This window comes from Streptomyces sp. NPDC003635 (assembly GCF_053587635.1).
In genome coordinates this window covers 70,759-87,904 of sequence record NZ_JBSFOK010000012.1, presented here as the reverse complement: position 1 = coordinate 87,904, position 17,146 = coordinate 70,759, and the positions used below count along the sequence as shown (strand labels likewise).

The window sequence follows — 17,146 nt, the reverse complement described above, 5'->3', positions numbered from 1 at the left end:
CGCCTCCGCGCGCGTGGGTGTGTGATCAGCTGGGCCGAGGGCGACGCGCACCAGTGCCGGGAAAACCCTCCGGTCTCGCTGACCGGCCTGATCGGCCTGACCGAGCGCGGCGGCACCCGGACGGCTAAATCAAGCGCTGCCAGATGCCCACGTCATGCCGGCTCCCGTGCTCGAAGCCGGCCTCCTTGAGCGTTCCGCGCGCGGTGTGATCGAGGGTCCTGCCGAAGACCTTCGCACCCCGCGCGTCACCAGGTGACGCGCGGGGTAGGGATATAAGACACACACTGCCCTATATCGGTCTGCCGTTCCAATTGCTCGTTGCCGCAACCCAGTTCGAAGGGAAGAATTGAGGTCCGCTCCCCGCACGGCTTGTGCCCGTGGTCCGGCAGGGCTCCATTGCGGTGTGCGCTCCCCCGATTTCCACCCCGCCCTCAGTGTGGGCGCGTAGCCGAAGGGAGGACCGTGACCTTCGGATTCGCTCCGTCCCCCGCGGCATCCACGTCAACCTCCACCGACCTGTCCGCCGCCGCGCTGGGCCGCGTACTGGAGCCCGCGGAGTGGGCCGCCGCCGGAATCCCCCTGCTGCGCAATCCCCGCGAGGTCGTCAGCGGACTGCACTCCCGGCACCGTCCCGAACCCTCGACCGCCATCGTGGCCGTACTCGACCCGGATGAGCGCCTGAGGGCGAGCGCCTCGTTCACCCGGCGCACGGCCCCGGCCGACGGCTGGATGTTCCGCAACGTCCTGCTCGACCAACTGCGCCGGGTCATCCCGCACGACCTCCGCCGCCGCACCCCGGTACGGACCGCCGTCCTGCTCTACTGCCGCGACGGCGACGCGCGTTGGACGGAGGAGGACGGAGCATGGATGTGGGGTCTGCGTGACGCCTGCACACTGCACGGCCTGCGCTGCGGTGCCTACATCACGCTGACGCGTGACGGCTGGCAGGTACTCGGCGAAGGGCGCGGCGGCCGTCGCCCCAGCATGGACTCGGCGCCGGAGCCGTTCGCGACCTCCGAGTCACCGCCCCCTCCGCCCCGCACCGGTGGGGCCACCTCGGAGCTCTTGCGCCGCGCGGCGGCCCGCTGAGGCATCGGGGCGACCCCCTGAGGAGGAACGTGTCCCCGGCCTCAGGGGCATGTCCCCGCACGACACCCGACGCCCTTGGGACGGCCGATCCCCTCGGGCTGTCGATCCTCCCACGGGCTGCCGATCCTCCCTCGGGCTGCCGCACCCATGAGGGCGGCGAATACCGTGAGGGCGGCGAATACCCGGACGAGTGGCACACACCCAAGGACGAGTGGCCCACCCAAGACGGACGGGCCGACCGACGCCCAATTACGAGCGGCAGGGCCCATGCACACGGACGCACGGCCGACACCCCCGCCGAGCACACGGCCGACACCCCCGCCGGGCGACACGGCCGATATCCGTGCCGGACGGCACGGCCACGCCCTGCGACGGACGGCCGTCACCCACCGTGACGCCGCTACCGAACCGGGCGTGCGCTCGTCCGCGCACGCCGAAGTCCCCACCGTGCCGGTACGCCGCAGCGGGCCCTCGGTCGCCGACCGCCCCCGGACCAGCCGGAGGGCGGTTCAGACGCCCGCGCCGAGCACCGAGTTGATCTGCTGCGGGTCGCCGCAGACGATCAGCAGGGCGCCGGCCCGACCGAGGGCCAGAGGCAGGGCGGAGGCGGCAGCGGCCTCGGATCCGCCGTTGACGGCGACCACGACCACGGCACGCGAGGCCGCACGGCTCGCGACGGCGGCGTCCGCGTAGAAGACGTCGTCGCCCGCGTCGTGCTGGGCCCAGTAGGAGGTTTCGCCGAAGGACAGCTCATGGGCGGCCCACGGGTGATGTTCGCCGGTGGTGATCACCAGCACGTCACCCGGGGAACGGCCCGACTCCAGCAGCAGGTCGACGGCTTCCTCGGCAGCATCGAGCGCACCCTCGGCCGAGGCCGGGATCAGCTGGATCTGCGGAGTCGCCGCAGCCGGCGCGGAGACGGGGGCAGCCGGACCGGAGGGTCCGGGCTTGGTCGCGGCCACGTCACGGGGCGTGCGTTGCGCCGGCGCCGTGGGCCGCGGGGGGCCGGGACGACCGGGACGCGACGGAGCCGCGGGACGCGGACCGGGTACGGGGCGGGGGGTCGGCGCGGTGCGGCCACTGGCCGGCGTGGCGCGGGGACCCTGGGCACTCTCGTGAATCTGAGGCTCCTCGGGAATGAGAGGCATGGGCTGATATTTATCAAACGTTGGTGCGGCTCACGTGAACGGGTGGCACATGAGTGCGAACAGAACGGTCAGAAATCGAAGCCGAGCTGACCCTCGATCTCCGGAGCACTCCGTTCCGCCCAGCTGCGGACCTTCTTGAGGTGCCGCCACTGAGGCAGCGCATCAAGATACGCCCACGACAAGCGGTGGTACGGGGTGGGCCCCCGCACCTCCAGCGCGGCCTTGTGCACGGGCGACGGATACCCGGCATTGTCCGCAAAACCGAAGTCTGCATGGTCGATACCCAGTTCGGCCATCATTTTGTCGCGCTGAACCTTCGCGATCACCGAGGCCGCGGCCACCGCCACGCACGACTGGTCACCCTTGATCACCGTCCGGACCTTCCAGGGGTTACCGAGGTAGTCGTGCTTGCCGTCGAGGATCACCGCTTCGGGGCGGACCGGCAGCGCGTCCAGGGCACGCACCGCCGCCAGCCGCAGCGCCGCCGTCATCCCCAGTTCGTCGATCTCCTCCGGCGAAGCGTGGCCGAGGGCGTACGACGTCACCCACTTCTGGAGCACCAAGGCGAGCTCGGTGCGCCGCTTGACGGTGAGCAGCTTGGAGTCGGTGAGCCCTTCAGGGGGCCGGCGCAGTCCGGTGATCGCGGCGCAGACGGTGACGGGCCCGGCCCAGGCGCCGCGCCCCACCTCGTCGACACCGGCAATGACCTTCGCTCCAGTCGTGGCGCGGAGTGAGCGCTCGACGGTGTGAGTAGGTGGTTCGTACGGCATGGCGCCCTTAGCGTACGCCGCCCCGATCACCCGGCGGTACCCCGGTTTCCCCGAGCGGTTCCCCACCCCCGCCCCTCGCGGTCATTCCGCGCTCGGCCTGAGCAGCGGCATCATGAGCTGATCGATCATCTCGGCCAGTTCTTCGTTCCCCCATTCACTCCCGCGCATCTTGGAGCGGTACATCATCATCGCGGGGATGGCGTCGAAGACGCATCCGTTGGCCGCGTCGGAACGCACCTCTCCCCGCTCTATTCCGCGGGTGATGACCTCGCGCAGCAGCTTGAGCGTCGGCTCCACGACACCCTCGAAGATCACGCTATGGAACCGCTCGGCCTGACGCTGATCGCATTCGTGAATGACGGCGCGCAGCGCGAAACCGGGGCGTGAGTACATGGAGTCCCGCGCGAGACGGCACAGCGCGAGCAGATCCTCGCGCACGCTGCCGAGATCCGGCACCGCGTCGATGCGCGGCAGTCCTGCCTGCAGCGCGTCGGCCACGAGGTCCTCCTTGGACGGCCAGCGCCGGTAGACCGCGGCCTTGCCGGTCTGGGCCCCGGCGGCGACGCCCTCCATCGTGAGGCCGTTCCATCCGACCGTGCTGAGCTGTTCCAGCGTGGCATCGAGGATGGCGCGTTCGAGCACGGCGCCGCGCCGGCGCAGTGAGGCCGCCTGAGCGGGGGCGGCCGTCCAGCGCGAGGTAACCATCAGTGTCTCCAGCGAACAAGGAAGCGGGGATTCGGGGGGATGCGGGGAGACCGCGCGGCAGCGACAGGGGGAACGCCACGCGGCCACAGGGCGAGTGAACGCTTGCGTTCACTACTGGTGACTCACTACCGTTGACGCGACAGTGAACGCGAGCGTTCACTAAGGCGCTTATGGGGGACCCATAGTGACAACCTCTCAGGTAATTCAGGACCAGAAACCAAGTGCGGCCCGCAGGCAGGGCCGTCCCGGCATAGCGCTCACCGTCATCGCGGCCTGCCAACTCATGGTGGTACTCGACGCGACGATTGTGAACATCGCACTCCCGCACATTCAAGACGCGCTCAAGTTCAGCACAACCGACCTCACCTGGGTCGTCAGTTCCTACACGCTCACCTTCGGCGGATTGCTGCTGCTCGGCGGCCGGGCGGGTGACATCCTCGGCCGCCGCCGGGTCTTCATGACCGGCATCCTGCTCTTCACCTTCGCCTCGCTGCTGGGCGGACTCGCCCAAGAGCCCTGGCAGTTGCTCGCCGCACGTGTCCTGCAGGGCGTGGGTGGTGCCATCGCCTCGCCGACCTCCTTGGCACTCATCACGACGACGTTTCCCGAAGGCCCGGAACGCAACCGGGCCTTCGGAGTCTTCGCCGCCGTCTCCGCGGGCGGCGGCGCGATCGGGTTGCTCGCGGGCGGCATGCTCACCGAGTGGCTCGACTGGCGATGGGTACTCTTCGTCAACGTGCCGATCGGCGTCCTGATCGCCGTCCTCACCCCGCTGTACATCAACGAGTCCGAACGGCACACCGGCCGCTTCGACATCGCGGGCGCGATGACCTCGACCCTGGGCATGGCATCCCTCGTCTACGGGTTCATCCGAGCCGCGGACGAGGGCTGGCGGGACAGCCTGACCATCGGTTCCTTCATCGCCGCTGTGGTGCTCCTGCTCGCCTTCGCCTTCATCGAAGGACGGGCCAAGGAGCCGATCACCCCGCTCCGCATGTTCGCCGACCGCAACCGCTCCGGCACCTACGTGATCATGCTGAGCCTCGCCGCAGCGATGTTCGGCATGTTCTTCTACATCGTCCTCTTCGTGCAGAACGTGCTGGAGTACAGCCCGATCGAGGCAGGCCTCGCCTTCCTGCCGGTCACCGTGGTGATCGCCCTCGGCGCGGGTCTGTCGCAGCGGTTCCTGCCGGTCCTGGGTCCCAAGCCGTTCATGCTCGGCGGTTCGGCGCTCGTGGTGACCGGCCTGGCCTGGCAGGCACTCATCAGCGCCGACAGCTCGTATGTGGGCGGAGTGCTGGGGCCGATGCTGCTGTTCGGCTTCGGCATGGGACTGAACTTCGTGACGCTGACGATCACCGCCGTCTCGGGTGTCGCCCAGCACGAGGCGGGCGCGGCGTCGGGCCTGCTCAACGCCACCCAGCAGGTGGGCGGCTCGCTCGGCCTGTCCATCCTGACGACGGTGTTCGGCACGGCCAGCAAGAACGAAGCGGAGAAGCAGCTGCCGCAGTTCATGGCCGACGCCTCCCCGGAGCAGAAGGCACAGTTCGCCGAGACGCAGCAACTGCCGGCCCCTTGGGGACACGAGGTGCTCACCCAGGGCATCTCGATGGGATTCGTGGCGGCGGCCTCGATGGGCGTACTCGCCCTGGCCACGGCCTGGTTTGTGATCAAGGTCCGCAAGAGCGACCTGGAAGCACTGTCCGGCACGGCGGGCCCCATCGCGGGCTGATCCGCTCACGGTCGCAGGGGACCGCGGATGGCCGGACCTCGCCCGGGGAACCGACGGCGAGGGCGACGGACCGGCCATCCGCGCACACCCCAGCAGTCCGGTCACCAGACCCAGCCCCAGACCGAGACCGAGCACCAGAACGACGTACAACCTCTTCACCCCCCGTAATCCCTCGCAACCCTGGCTCTGCGCGCCCACGGATCACAACGCGGATACCAGGAGAACGACCGGATGATTACGGAGAGTTCCCAATATGTACGGAGAGTTCTGAAAGAATCGTCGATCGTCGATCGCCGTGCCGAACAGGGCTTCGGGGAGGTCAGACTCCCGGAACCCAGCCCGGCAGCGCCTCGGTCCGCTCCACCCATTCGGCCGGAGGGTTACCGGCCTTGCCCGCGGCGAGGACCCCGCCCACGATGGCGCAGGTAGTGTCCACATCGCCGCCGACCTGCGCGGTCGTCCAGAACGCCTGCTCGTAGTCGCCGAGGGAGCGCGCCGCCGACCACAGGGCGAAGGGGACGGTGTCATGCGCGCTCGTGCGCCGTCCGCAGCCCAGTACGGCCGCCACGGTGCCGGCGTCGCCGTAGTCCAGCATGTCGCGGGCACGGCGCAGCCCCGCCCCCACCGCGCTCTTGGGAACGAGCGCGATCACGCCGTCGAGCAGCGCCTCCGCGCTGGGTGGACCACCAGGCGCACCGGCCAGCGCCGCGGCGGCCGCGACCGCCATGGATCCGACCACGGCCTCGCGGTGCTGATGCGTCGGGTAGGCCGAGATCTCGGCCTGGTGGGTGGCCTGCTCGGGGTCGTCCGCGTACCAGGCGCCCAGGGGCGCGATCCGCATCGCCGCGCCGTTGCCCCAGGAGCCCTGCCCCTTGAAGAGCGCTGCCGCCAGCTCACGCCAGTCCCCGCCCTCCCGGACCAGACGAAGCAGCCGGTTCACGGCGGGGCCATAGCCCCGGTCGAAGTCGTGGTGCTCGGCGAAGGAGCGGGCCAGCGCGTCCTGGTCGATACGGGAGTGCGCGGCAAGGATCGCGACCACGGAGCAGGCCATCTCCGTGTCGTCGGTCCATTGCCAGGGGCCGGTCGGCAGCTCACGGCGCTTCAGCAGCGGGTAGTTCGCCGGCACGAAGAACTGGGAGCCCAGCGCGTCTCCGACCGACAGTCCGCGCAGACTGGCGAGAGCGCGGTCCAGGCGCCCGTCGGGTGAGGAATCAGCGGTCATCGCTCTGCCACTCTATCCGGTGATTCCGTACGGTTCCGGATCTCGCCAACGTTCGAAAGGCCGGTCAAGTGCGTACTTGCCGTCGTCCCCGAGAACGAGCATCCGCATCTCCGCGTTCCCGGGGTTCGACAGCGACTCGAATTCCGCGACCGTCCAGTGGAACCACCGCATGCAGAACAGGCGCATCGCCAGACCGTGAGTGACCAGCAGCACGTTCGGGGGATGGTCCGGTGCCTCGAAGCTGCGGTACAGACTCTCCAGGAAGTTACCGACCCGGTCGTACACATCAGCGCCGGACTCGCCCTGGGCAAAGCGGTAGAAGAAATGCCCGTAGGCGTCCCGGTAGGCCTTCTGCAGGCGGACGTCGTCACGGTCCTGCCAGTTCCCCCAGTCCTGCTCACGCAGCCGGGGCTCCTCGCGCACGCGTATGAGCTCGGGGTCGAGATGGAAGGCGCGGAGCGTCTCGTGCGTACGCCGATAGGGAGAGACGTAGACGCTGATCCGCTCGCGGCCGCACACCTCGCGCAGTCGCTTGCCCGTCTCCTCGGCCTGCCGCCAGCCCCGCTCGGTGAGAGCCAGCGCGTGGTCGGGTTCGCGCTCGTACACGGTGTCATCAACATTGCCCGTTGACTCGCCGTGCCGGACAAGGATGATGCGCCGTGGTCGTGCCATGCCGAAACCCTAGATCGGGTAAGGGCCCATGGAGCACTCGTACGGGCTCCATACGGCGTAGGTCACACATTTTCGGGAGTGATCCGTCCGGAGACGGGCGTGATGATCAAACCGTCCAGCTGGGTTCCAGCTCCACGATGTCGCCGGTGAGCGAGGCGACGTCCGCCTCGGTCTGGGCCCGCAGCGCGAGCCGCTCGATCCGTTCCGCCCGGTACTTGCCGTGCTCGGCGGCCGACAGCCACATGGACAGGACGAGGAACTCATGGCCCGGAGCCTCGCCGAACAGCCCGCGCACCATGCCTGGCGAGCCGGCCATGGCTGGGTTCCAGACCTTCTCCTGCATGAGGGTGAAGTGCTCGGCGCGCTCCTCGTGCACCCGGCAGTGCGCGACCCGCAGCAGGTCGACGTCGGTGAAGCGCGGCTCGAAGCCGGTCTTCACGTCGAAACGGTAGTCGAAGAGTTTGACCTGGGCGTCCTTGAACGTGCCCGACTGGGACGCCGCGAGCCGGTCGTGGGAGCGCGCCATGAAGGAGTCGTAGAACGCGCGGCTCTCCCAGAAGGCGACAATGTGCGCCACCCCCGGCCGACCACGGCTCCAGCCGCCGCCCTGTCCCCGAAACCCCGGCTCCCCCAGAAGCCCCGCCCACTTTCGCTGCCCCCGCTCAAAACCGCGGCGGTCCACCACGGTGCAGCGAATCCACTTGACCAGCACCGCGCCATCGTAAGGCCACGGAGCGTGGCATCGTCCGCCCTCGCTCCGAGAGCTCTGCGACGCGCGTACGCGCGCGCGTGGCAGGATGGACAATCGGCCTCGTCTGTAGGGCAGTTCAGGCCGCACGCGGATGGCGAACGGGGAAGGGGAGTCAGGTGAACGGCCTCAACAAGGGGATCCGTAAGGTCGAGATCGCGCTCAGGTGGGACCCGAGTCCGGCGGGGGAGCCGCCCACGGACCTGGACCTCGTCGCCGCGACCTACCTGGCGAGCGACCCTTATGGCGATCCGGCCTTCGTCGTGCACTTCGACAGCCGGTCCCCCGACGGCACCATCTATCTCAACCGGGACAGCCACGACGGCAAGGGCTTCGGCTGGGACGAGGTCATGACGGTGGAACTGAACCGGCTCGACAGCCGGTACGCGCGCGTGGTGGTCGGCGTCGTCATCCAGCAGCGGTCCGCACGGCGCACCTTCGTCAGCGTGACCCACCCGGGCCTGCGCATCCGCGAGGGCTACACCGACCTGACCACGGACGACTTCGGCGGCGTCCTGGGCGCTACGGCGGCCACGGTCGCGGAGTTCGCCCGCCAGGAGGATGACACCTGGGACTTCCACCCCGGCATCCATGGCTTCGAGGACGACCCCGCGACCTTCACCCGCACCATGGGCAAGACCCACCAGCCCTGACCGCGGCTCCCGACGAAGGAGGGGCACCGACCCACACGGTCGGTGCCCCTCCTTCGTCAGCTACTTGTCAGCCACTGGCCGTCAGCTGCAGCCGCTGGTCGAGCCGCAGCCCTCGCAGATGTAGCAGGAACCGGCTCGCTGCATCTTCGTGCCGCAGGAGAAGCACAGCGGGGCGTCGGCCTGGATGCCCAGCTGCATCTCCACCAGCTCGGCGCTGGTGTGGGCCTGCTTCGGGGCGGGCTTGGCCGCCTCGACCTCGGCCTTCGGCGTGACGACGGCCTTCAGCTCCTGGGCGCGCGGTGCCGACTGGGCGAGGCCCTCGACGTCGACCTCGTCGTCGGCCGGCTCGTACGAACCGGTCTCCAGGTGGCGCTGACGCTCCTCGGCGGAGTGGATGCCGAGCGCGGAGCGCGTCTCGAAGGGCAGGAAGTCCAGCGCCAGGCGACGGAAGATGTAGTCGACGATCGACTGGGCCATCCGCACGTCCGGGTCGTCGGTCATACCGGCCGGCTCGAAGCGCATGTTGGTGAACTTCGAGACGTACGTCTCCAGCGGCACGCCGTACTGGAGGCCGACGGAGACCGCGATGGAGAAGGCGTCCATCATGCCCGCGAGGGTGGAGCCCTGCTTCGACATCTTCAGGAAGACCTCGCCGAGACCGTCGTCCGGGTAGGAGTTGGCGGTCATGTAGCCCTCGGCGCCGCCGACGGTGAAGGACGTCGTGATGCCGGGACGGCCCTTGGGGAGGCGCTTGCGGACCGGGCGGTACTCGATGACCTTCTCGACCGTCTCGCGGATGGTCGCCTCGGCCTTCTCCGTGACCTCGGCCTTCTCCTTCTCCTTGGTCTTCGCGGAGAGCGGCTGGCCGACCTTGCAGTTGTCGCGGTAGATGGCGAGCGCCTTGACGCCCATCTTCCAGGCCTCGAAGTAGATCTCCTCGACCTCCTCGACGGTCGCCGACTCCGGCATGTTGACCGTCTTGGACAGCGCGCCGGAGATCCAGGGCTGGATGGCGGCCATCATGCGGACGTGGCCCATCGCGGAGATGGAACGCTCGCCCATCGCGCAGTCGAAGACCTCGTAGTGCTCGTGCTTGAGGCCGGGCGCGTTGACCACATTGCCGTGCTCGGCGATGTGGGCGACGATCGCCTCGATCTGCTCCTCCTGGTAGCCCAGGCGGCGCAGGGCCTGCGGGACGGTGCCGTTGACGATCTGCATCGAGCCGCCGCCGACCAGCTTCTTGAACTTGACCAGAGCGAGGTCGGGCTCAAGACCGGTGGTGTCGCAGGACATCGCCAGACCGATGGTGCCGGTCGGGGCGATGACGGACGCCTGGGAGTTACGGAAACCGTTCTTCTCACCGAGACGCAGCACGTCCTGCCAGGCCTCCGTGGCGGCGGCCCAGATCGGGGTGTCCAGGTCGTCCATGCGGACGGCCTTGGTGTTCTCGTCGGCGTGCTGCTTCATGACGCGCAGGTGCGGCGCCGCGTTGCGGGCGTAGCCGTCGTACGGGCCGACAACCGCGGCGAGCTCGGCGGAACGCTTGTACGACGTGCCGGTCATCAGGGAGGTGACGGCACCGGCGAGGGCACGGCCGCCGTCGGAGTCGTAGGCGTGGCCGGTCGCCATCAGCAGGGCGCCGAGATTGGCGTAGCCGATGCCGAGCTGGCGGAACGCGCGCGTGTTCTCACCGATCTTCTGGGTCGGGAAGTCCGCGAAGCAGATGGAGATGTCCATCGCGGTGATGACGAGCTCGACGACCTTCGTGAAGCGCTCGACGTCGAAGGACTGGTTGCCCTTGCCGTCGTCCTTCAGGAACTTCATCAGGTTCAGCGAGGCGAGGTTGCAGGACGTGTTGTCCAGGTGCATGTACTCGCTGCAGGGGTTCGAGCCGTTGATCCGGCCGGACTCCGGGCAGGTGTGCCAGTGGTTGATGGTGTCGTCGTACTGGATGCCCGGGTCCGCGCAGGCCCAGGCGGCCTCGGCCATCTTGCGGAACAGGGCCTTGGCGTCGACCTCTTCGATGACCTCGCCGGTCATCCGCGCGCGGAGGCCGAACTTGCCGCCGGTCTCGACCGCCTTCATGAACTCGTCGTTCACACGGACGGAGTTGTTGGCGTTCTGGTACTGGACGGACGTGATGTCGTCGCCGCCCAGGTCCATGTCGAAGCCCGCGTCACGCAGGGCGCGGATCTTCTCCTCTTCCTTCACCTTGGTCTCGATGAAGTCCTCGACGTCGGGGTGGTCGACGTCGAGGATGACCATCTTCGCGGCGCGGCGGGTGGCGCCGCCGGACTTGATGGTGCCGGCCGAGGCGTCGGCGCCGCGCATGAAGGAGACCGGGCCGGAGGCGTTGCCGCCGGAGGACAGCAGCTCCTTGGAGGAGCGGATCCGGGAGAGGTTCAGGCCGGCGCCGGAGCCGCCCTTGAAGATCATGCCCTCTTCCTTGTACCAGTCGAGGATCGACTCCATGGAGTCGTCGACGGACAGGATGAAGCAGGCGGAGACCTGCTGCGGCTGGGGCGTGCCGACGTTGAACCAGACGGGGCTGTTGAAGCTGAAGATCTGGTGCAGGAGGGCGTACGCCAGCTCGTGCTCGAAGATCTCGGCGTCAGCGGGCGAGGAGAAGTACTTGTAGTCCTCACCGGCCTTCCGGTACGTCTTCACGATGCGGTCGATGAGCTGCTTGAGGCTCACTTCGCGCTGCGGGGTGCCGACGGCACCGCGGAAGTACTTGCTGGTGACGATGTTGACCGCGTTCACCGACCAGAAGTCGGGGAACTCGACGCCGCGCTGCTCGAAATTCACAGAGCCGTCGCGCCAGTTGGTCATGACGACGTCACGGCGCTCCCACTGGACCTCGTCGTACGGGTGCACGCCGGGGGTGGTGTGGATGCGCTCGATACGCAGGCCCTTGGTCGCCTTGGTGCCCTTGGTGCGGGAACCTCGTGCCGGACCGCTCGCCGTCTCTGTCATGCCGCCTCCCTGTACGGGCTAAAACGCCCTGAAGTGCCACGATGTTCCCGTGACACGGTGTTCTGTCTGGTGTTGCGGGCATCTTTCGCTGCCGCCCGCAACAGGTCTTGGGTCGCCGCCGCGCGGCCGGACCCGGAGCCTGGATCCCCGGATCCGGTCCGCCGGTCAGTCGGCGGCGTTGGCGGGCACGGGGACGTGAGTCGCCCCTCCGGGCCCGCTGTCGTCTTCCTGGCTCCCCGCGCGCGCGTCATCGTCGTCGGCGCCGGGACGTCGTGTCTCCCTGAGTTCCGCGATCGCGGCCTCGAAGTCCTCCAGCGAGTCGAACGCCCGGTAGACGGAGGCGAATCGCAGGTAGGCGACGAGATCGAGCTCCTGCAACGGGCCGAGTATGGCCAGCCCCACGTCGTGGGTGGTCAGCTCGGCGCTCCCGGTGGCCCGCACCGCCTCCTCGACCCGTTGGCCGAGCTGGGCGAGCGCGTCCTCGGTGACAGGCCGTCCCTGGCATGCCTTGCGCACGCCGTTGATGACCTTGGTACGACTGAACGGCTCGGTGACTCCCGACCGCTTCACCACCATGAGCGAGCACGTCTCCACGGTCGTGAAACGACGGGAGCAGTCAGGACACTGGCGGCGCCTGCGGATCGACGTGCCGTCGTCGGTCGTACGGCTGTCGACGACGCGGCTGTCGGGGTGCCTGCAGAAGGGGCAGTGCATGAACTCCCAACCCTCCTCACAGCAGACTCAATAGCCTCGCTGGGCCTCATGGGCCCCTCGAAGCAGCCCCAAGCATAGGCGATGACCGAGGGCCCGAAGACCCGGGGGACCACAACTTCTGGGCTGCTGCTGCAATCCAACCACTAGATGTGGGGATTGGCTCATACATACACGCCACGCGCGCGTGTCGCGCTGGTGCGACCTGGCGTCGTCACGCCGCACCACATGGCCGGAGCCCCGGAGCAACACGGAGGTGCGCAGCCGTACCGTTACGGCACATGCGGAGATACCGTGAGCGCCACAGGGAGGCGTCGTGGGACTCCCGCAGAGATGGGGACCAGGTCCTGGTCGGCCGGGCGCAGGATGGCAGACTGGGGCAACCACCCACGAGGTCGCCACCCCGGCGGTGAAGAGTACAGCAATGGGCTCTTTTGTCCGCCAGGCGCCGCGTTAGCCATACACCCAGACACATGATCACGTCAGGCGAACCGCACTTTTTCACTCGAACGTGTGTTTGGCGCAACCTTTCGAAACCAACTACCGTTGTCCAGCAGGGAGACCATCGAGAGGGGCCGACGTGACCACCACCGCAGACAGTGCCACCATCACTGCCCAGGACCGCTCCCAGGGCCGACTCGAGCCGGTGCATGCGATGAACGAAGCCGCGAATCCAGAGGGGCACAAGCGCTCCCTGCCGGGCCGACCTCCAGGCATCCGGGCCGACAGTTCCGGACTCACCGACCGGCAGCGCCGGGTGATCGAGGTCATCAGGGACTCGGTGCAGCGACGCGGCTACCCGCCGTCGATGCGGGAGATCGGCCAGGCCGTCGGCCTTTCGAGCACCTCCTCGGTCGCACACCAGCTGATGGCACTGGAGCGCAAGGGCTTCCTGCGTCGCGACCCGCACCGCCCGCGCGCATACGAGGTGCGCGGCTCCGACCAGGCCGCCTCCGTGCAGCCCACGGACACCGCCGGCAAGCCCGCCGCGTCGTACGTACCGCTGGTCGGCCGGATCGCCGCCGGTGGGCCGATCCTCGCGGAGGAGTCCGTCGAGGACGTCTTCCCTCTCCCCCGGCAGCTGGTCGGCGACGGTGAGCTCTTCGTCCTGAAGGTCGTCGGCGACTCGATGATCGAGGCCGCGATCTGCGACGGCGACTGGGTCACCGTCCGACGCCAGCCGGTCGCCGAGAACGGCGACATCGTCGCCGCGATGCTCGACGGCGAGGCCACCGTCAAGCGCTTCAAGCGCGAGGACGGCCACGTCTGGCTTCTCCCGCACAACTCCGCGTACGAGCCCATCCCGGGCGACGACGCGACCATCCTCGGCAAGGTGGTGGCGGTGCTGCGGCGCGTGTGAGCACCGCGCGGCAGATCTCGCCGATCTGACCGGGCCCCGGGACCTCTGCGCCGGTTCCGGGGCCCTGTTTTGTCCGGCCCCGATGTCGGCCGGCTACCGAGGGGTGGTTGGCCTGACCCGGCGCCGGTCAGGCCAACCACCCCTCACTCGGCTCCTGCCTGTGCCTCCGCCTGCCGTGCCGCCGCGTCGATCGCGGCCAGCGACCTGCGGACCTGATTACGGTCCGTGGTGTACCAGAAGTCCGGCAGCGAGGCCTTGAGATAGTTGCCGTACCGCGCCGTGGCCAGTCGCTGATCCAACACGGCGACCACGCCCCGGTCTCCCGACGCCCGTACGAGGCGACCGGCGCCCTGGGCCATGAGCAGCGCCGCGTGGGTCGCGGCCACCGCCATGAAGCCGTTGCCGCCCGCCTCCTCCACCGCCTTCTGGCGGGCGCTCATCAGGGGGTCGTCGGGGCGCGGGAACGGGATCTTGTCCATCACGACCAGCTGACAGCTGGGACCGGGTACGTCGACGCCCTGCCAGAGCGACAGCGTGCCGAACAGGCACGTCTTCGGGTCGGCCGCGAAGTTCTTGATCAGCTCACCGAGCGTCTCCTCGCCCTGCAGGAGGATCGGGAACTCGGGGATACGGGAACGCAGCTCCTCCGCCGCGAGCTGGGCGGCCCGCATGGAGGAGAACAGCCCGAGCGTGCGGCCCCCGGCGGCCTGGATCAGCTCCGTCAACTCGTCCAACATGTCCCCGCGGTCGCCGTCCCTGGCGGGGCGCGACAGATGCTTTGCGACGTAGAGGATCCCCTGCTTGGGATAGTCGAACGGCGAGCCCACGTCCACGCCCTTCCACTGCGGCAGGTCCTCGCCCTCCGTTCCCTCCGGGGCCAGCCCCAGGGAAGCACCGACACCGTTGAAGTCGCCGCCCAGCTTCAGGGTCGCGGAGGTCAGGACCACCGAGCGGTCCGCGAAGAGCTTCTCGCGCAGCAGCCCCGAGACCGACATGGGGGCCACACGCAGCGAGGCACCGAAGCGGTCATGGCGCTCGTACCAGACGACGTCCCACTCCGAGCCGTTCGTGATCCGCTCCGCCACGTCGTGCACGGTCTCCACGGAGGCCAGGGCCTGCTTGCGGACCGCGTCCTCGTCCTGGACGGACTTGTCCCGGGTCGCGCCGATCGCGGAGATCACGGTGCGAGAGGCGTCCCGCAGAGCCATGAGCGCGTAGCCGAGATCCTCGGGGATCTCCTCCAGACGGCCCGGCAGGGCCAGCTCCATGAGCCGCTCGAAGCCCTCGGCCGCGGTCTGGAGCTGGTCGGCGGCCTTCTCGTTGACGAGCTTGGCGGCTCGGCGCACGGCCCGGTTGACCTGGCCCGGGGTGAGCTCGCCGGTGGCGACGCCGGTGACGCGGGAGACCAGCTCATGTGCCTCGTCGACGATCAGCACCTCGTGCTGCGGGAGCACCGGGGCGCCCTCGATGGCGTCGATCGCGAGCAAGGCGTGGTTCGTGACGACGACCTCGGCGAGCTTGGCGCGCTCGCGGGCCATCTCGGCGAAGCATTCGGCGCCGTAGGCGCACTTCGTGGCGCCCAGGCACTCACGCGACGACACGGACACCTGGGCCCAGGCCCGGTCGGAGACGCCGGGCGTGAGGTCGTCGCGGTCACCCGTCTCGGTCTCGTCGGACCAGTCCCGCAGCCGCAGCAGGTCCTGGCCCAGCTTGCTGGTCGGTGCCGCCGCCTCGAACTGGTCGAAGAGGCCCTCCTCCTCGTCCTGGGGAACGCCCTCGTGGAGGCGGTGCAGACACAGGTAGTTCGATCTGCCCTTGAGCATCGCGAACTCCGGACGGCGGCGCAGCAGCGGGTGCAGTGCGTCGACCGTGCGCGGGAGGTCACGCTCCACCAGCTGGCGTTGCAGGGCCAGAGTGGCCGTCGCGACGACGACGCGCTCCCCGTGCGCGAGCGCGGGAACCAGGTAGCCCAGCGACTTTCCGGTGCCGGTGCCGGCCTGGACCAGCAGATGGGAGTTGTCGTCGATCGCCTCCGCGACGGACTCGGCCATGGTCACCTGGCCGGGGCGCTCCGTACCGCCGACAGCAGTGACGGCAGCGTGCAGGAGTTCGGGGAGTGAGGGCTTCGTCATAGCGCGACCACCCTACGGCCCGGCACTGACAAACGGGTGATCACGGCGGTGGCGGAGGGCTGGATCAAGTCCTGGGGTCCTCGGGTGGGGTGGGTCGAGTCTGTGTGGTGCGGGGGTGATGCGGGGTGACGGGCGACACGGGGTGACGGGTGAGGGTGGCGGGCCACGGAGGTGGCGGGTCATTCGGGGTGGCGGCTCATTCGGGGTGGCTCGTGATTCGGGCTCGGCGGCACGTGAAATCAGTCGGCGGAGAGCGGGAACCCCCGCGGTCCGAGCGGTGTACCAAGAGTGACGACACCGCAGCGTGCCGTTACAGCAGATCGCGCAAGGCCCGGTCCCTGACCATGAGGGCGGCTCGCTTGGCGGGCAGGTCGACCTCGGCGGAGAACCGGAAACCGGCGCCAAGGAAAGCGGCTACGGAAGGAGTGTTGCGAATGTCGGGCTCCGCGACGACTCGCGCACAGGCGGGACGCACGTCGAGGGCACGGTCGGCGACGGCCCTGAGAAGTGTGGAGCCGAGGCCTCGCCCTCGCTCGGCGATATCACCGACCAGGAGGTGGAGCCCGGTGTCGTGAGGTCGCGCCGGGTAGTGACGGGCCAGTGGATCGAGGTCCGCCCGGTAGATCTCCCAGTAGCTCATCGGCGTTCCGTCCAGCACACCCAGGCACGGCACACTACGCCCGTCCCCGGTGATCTGGGACCGCACGTGTTCCTCCGTCACGCTTTGGGGCCCGGCCAGCTCCCAGAAGGCGGCGACGGCGGGGTCGTTCATCCAGCGGCAGATGAGTGGCAGGTCTCGGCCGAGGCGTACGGGGACCAGATGGAAGACGCCCGCAGCCGTGGTGATCGGCCCCCAGTCGACGACTTGGTCGAGGAGGTCGTCGCCGGGTGGCACGACGACTGCGGGCTGGGTAAGGGGTGCCACTCCCGCGCCCTCGTCACCGCTCTCGTCGGCGTCGGCCTCGTCGTCGGCCCCGGCGTCCTCGGTCGCCGCGAGCAGCGCGAGGAGTTCGTCCGGCAGGCGTAGCTCCAGCGTGTCCTCGCTGTCCCCACTAGGGCAGACGCTGGGGGCCGTATCGGTGCCGACTGCGGTGGCGGGGTCGATACCGGCGTCGGTGCTCGCGTCGGTGCTCGCGTCGTTGAGAGCCACGGCGACGCTCCTCTCAGAAGACGGGGTGGGTCATGTGCCTCGGAAACGCGGGGGGTGAATTGATCAGGAAGTCAGGTG

Annotated in this window: 14 protein-coding genes; 4 read left to right on the top strand and 10 right to left on the bottom strand. The window is 69.0% G+C overall.

Translation table 11 applies throughout. The features are described from left to right. Positions 1 to 462 precede the first annotated feature (462 nt). Positions 463 to 1,089, top strand: coding sequence for a hypothetical protein (locus ACWDRW_RS14295; RefSeq protein WP_451723069.1), 627 nt, complete (start codon positions 463 to 465; stop codon positions 1,087 to 1,089). Between the two features lie 509 nt (positions 1,090 to 1,598). Here the strand turns inward: ACWDRW_RS14295 and ACWDRW_RS14290 are convergent. The 3 genes from ACWDRW_RS14290 to ACWDRW_RS14280 form a co-directional block, all read right to left on the bottom strand. After that, the gene (locus ACWDRW_RS14290; protein ID WP_451723067.1) at positions 1,599 to 2,237 is read right to left on the bottom strand and encodes a hypothetical protein; all 639 of its coding nucleotides are present in this window, start codon (positions 2,235 to 2,237) and stop codon (positions 1,599 to 1,601) included. 68 nt (positions 2,238 to 2,305) lie between these two features. Then, positions 2,306 to 3,007, bottom strand: a complete 702-nt coding sequence (locus tag ACWDRW_RS14285) for a ribonuclease HII (RefSeq protein WP_451723066.1) — start codon at positions 3,005 to 3,007, stop codon at positions 2,306 to 2,308. 81 nt (positions 3,008 to 3,088) lie between these two features. Next, positions 3,089 to 3,712, bottom strand: a complete 624-nt coding sequence (locus tag ACWDRW_RS14280) for a TetR/AcrR family transcriptional regulator (RefSeq protein WP_451723065.1) — start codon at positions 3,710 to 3,712, stop codon at positions 3,089 to 3,091. A 184-nt stretch (positions 3,713 to 3,896) separates the two neighbouring features. Between ACWDRW_RS14280 and ACWDRW_RS14275 the strand changes: the two genes are divergently transcribed. Beyond that, positions 3,897 to 5,444: an MFS transporter gene (locus ACWDRW_RS14275; protein ID WP_451723063.1), complete on the top strand. Its 1,548-nt coding sequence runs from the start codon at positions 3,897 to 3,899 to the stop codon at positions 5,442 to 5,444. Positions 5,445 to 5,763: 319 nt separating this feature from the next. Here ACWDRW_RS14275 and ACWDRW_RS14270 read toward each other — a convergent pair whose 3' ends face one another. From ACWDRW_RS14270 to ACWDRW_RS14260, 3 genes are all read right to left on the bottom strand, one after another. After that, positions 5,764 to 6,666: an ADP-ribosylglycohydrolase family protein gene (locus tag ACWDRW_RS14270; RefSeq protein WP_451723060.1), complete on the bottom strand. Its 903-nt coding sequence runs from the start codon at positions 6,664 to 6,666 to the stop codon at positions 5,764 to 5,766. A 12-nt stretch (positions 6,667 to 6,678) separates the two neighbouring features. Continuing rightward, on the bottom strand, positions 6,679 to 7,338 hold the full coding sequence (locus tag ACWDRW_RS14265) for a histidine phosphatase family protein (RefSeq protein ID WP_451723059.1): 660 nt from the start codon (positions 7,336 to 7,338) through the stop codon (positions 6,679 to 6,681). A 106-nt stretch (positions 7,339 to 7,444) separates the two neighbouring features. Then, positions 7,445 to 8,050: a YdbC family protein gene (locus ACWDRW_RS14260; RefSeq protein ID WP_451723058.1), complete on the bottom strand. Its 606-nt coding sequence runs from the start codon at positions 8,048 to 8,050 to the stop codon at positions 7,445 to 7,447. Positions 8,051 to 8,205: 155 nt separating this feature from the next. Here ACWDRW_RS14260 and ACWDRW_RS14255 point away from each other — a divergent pair, with 155 nt between their 5' ends. Further along, positions 8,206 to 8,739, top strand: coding sequence for a TerD family protein (locus ACWDRW_RS14255; RefSeq protein WP_451723057.1), 534 nt, complete (start codon positions 8,206 to 8,208; stop codon positions 8,737 to 8,739). An 81-nt stretch (positions 8,740 to 8,820) separates the two neighbouring features. Here ACWDRW_RS14255 and ACWDRW_RS14250 read toward each other — a convergent pair whose 3' ends face one another. Together ACWDRW_RS14250 and nrdR are read right to left on the bottom strand one after the other, a co-directional pair. Beyond that, the gene (locus tag ACWDRW_RS14250; RefSeq protein WP_451723055.1) at positions 8,821 to 11,715 is read right to left on the bottom strand and encodes a vitamin B12-dependent ribonucleotide reductase; all 2,895 of its coding nucleotides are present in this window, start codon (positions 11,713 to 11,715) and stop codon (positions 8,821 to 8,823) included. Between the two features lie 165 nt (positions 11,716 to 11,880). Then, entirely contained in the window at positions 11,881 to 12,429 is a 549-nt protein-coding gene (nrdR, locus tag ACWDRW_RS14245; protein WP_451723053.1) for a transcriptional regulator NrdR, read from the bottom strand. Positions 12,430 to 13,006: 577 nt separating this feature from the next. Between nrdR and lexA the strand changes: the two genes are divergently transcribed. Next, positions 13,007 to 13,786, top strand: coding sequence for a transcriptional repressor LexA (gene lexA / locus ACWDRW_RS14240; RefSeq protein ID WP_250079895.1), 780 nt, complete (start codon positions 13,007 to 13,009; stop codon positions 13,784 to 13,786). A gap of 143 nt (positions 13,787 to 13,929) precedes the next feature. On the opposite strand, the gene ACWDRW_RS14235 is transcribed toward lexA, so the two are convergent. Both ACWDRW_RS14235 and ACWDRW_RS14230 read right to left on the bottom strand, forming a co-directional pair. After that, positions 13,930 to 15,918: an ATP-dependent DNA helicase gene (locus tag ACWDRW_RS14235; RefSeq protein ID WP_451723052.1), complete on the bottom strand. Its 1,989-nt coding sequence runs from the start codon at positions 15,916 to 15,918 to the stop codon at positions 13,930 to 13,932. A gap of 310 nt (positions 15,919 to 16,228) precedes the next feature. Next, positions 16,229 to 17,068 carry a GNAT family N-acetyltransferase gene (locus ACWDRW_RS14230; RefSeq protein WP_451723050.1) on the bottom strand — a complete coding sequence of 280 codons (840 nt, stop codon included), beginning with the start codon at positions 17,066 to 17,068 and terminating at the stop codon, positions 16,229 to 16,231. Positions 17,069 to 17,146 lie beyond the last annotated feature (78 nt).